This is a genomic window from Methylobacterium sp. WL18 (assembly GCF_008040015.1).
In the GTDB taxonomy this organism is placed as follows: Bacteria; Pseudomonadota; Alphaproteobacteria; order Rhizobiales; family Beijerinckiaceae; genus Methylobacterium; species Methylobacterium mesophilicum.
Window position 1 is genome coordinate 1 of sequence record NZ_VRVD01000994.1, and the last position, 1,160, is coordinate 1,160.

A 1,160-nucleotide genomic window follows, 5' to 3' on the forward strand; every position below is an offset into this window, starting at 1 on the left:
ACGGGCGTTGCAGCCCTATTCCGGGACGGTCGGCGCTTCGCGCCTGGTCCGGGTGGCCACCCGGACCAGGCATCCCGCTGGCGCGGAACACCCTCAAACTAGCAGACATCCAACAGACAATTCCGGGCGCCGCAGGCGAGCCCGGAATCCAGAACCGCCGCGCCTTACGAACGGGTCGAAACGCTGCCGCTGACAATGCGGAAGGCATTGCGGCTCTGGATTCCGGGCTCCGCTTCGCGGCCCCGGAATGACAAGGTGGGTGACGCCTACCGCGCCATCGCCCCCACCAGCGGCCCCAGCGGCCGGCTGATGTCGGAGCGGCCGAGATTGGGCGCGTAGAGGCTCGACACCGTGCCGTCGAGGAACAGCGCGTTGCGGCAGCCGAGGTCGTCCCGGAACAGGCGGGCGAAGGCCCCGAAGGTCACCGGGCGCTCGGAGATGGCGAACACAGCCACGCGGCCATCCTCCTGCACCCCGACGCCGTTGCGGATCTTCTGGCTCGGCCCGTCCGCCGAGATTTTTGGGTGGATCTGCCCGTCGATCACCAGCATCGGACCGGATTGGGTGGCGAAGTCCGGCCGGATCTTCGCCCGCAGGTAGTGGCCGGTGTCGAGCACGCCGGCCTTGTCGCCCTTCACCCAGAACACGCCGTTGGGCTTGAGATGGAAGTTGCCCGGCCCGTCCGCGGTCGAGACGCGCTTCATCTCGCGCCCGTCCTCGACGTAGAGGCCCACCGGCGCCTGCTCCGTGTCGTACATCCCGGCATTCATCGCGAAGCCGAGGCGGCCGCCCTGCTTCTCCGCGAGCGTCCCCAGGGCGCCGTAGGGCCGGCCGTCCTCCTGAAGCCAGAACAGCCGCAGCCGCTGGCGCCGCAGGTCGACGGTGCAGACCGTGAAGCTCTCGCCCTGCGCCTGGACGGCCCGGCACAGATCGGGCGCGGCCGGCGCCGCCACGGCCCCGCGGCCGAGGGCGACCAGCGTCAGGAGCGCGATCAAGAGAGCGTGAGCCGGGCGCGTCGTCATCGAGGGTTCCGTGATGCCCACCGGCGGAGAGGCGGGCCGACGCAGGGGCTCTCGCCTGGGAAAACGGCGATTTTGGTGTCCGGAACCGCACCTTCGGGGGGCAGGGTGGCGCCGGGCTTGCGCGGCGCCACCTGCCCC

General features: G+C 70.9%; 1 protein-coding gene. It reads right to left on the reverse strand.

The window, feature by feature from the left end; all coding sequences use genetic code 11:
* Positions 1-266 precede the first annotated feature (266 nt).
* Positions 267-1,022: a phosphodiester glycosidase family protein gene (locus FV228_RS30385; RefSeq protein ID WP_147857810.1), complete on the reverse strand. Its 756-nt coding sequence runs from the start codon at positions 1,020-1,022 to the stop codon at positions 267-269.
* Between the last annotated feature and the right edge of the window lie 138 nt (positions 1,023-1,160).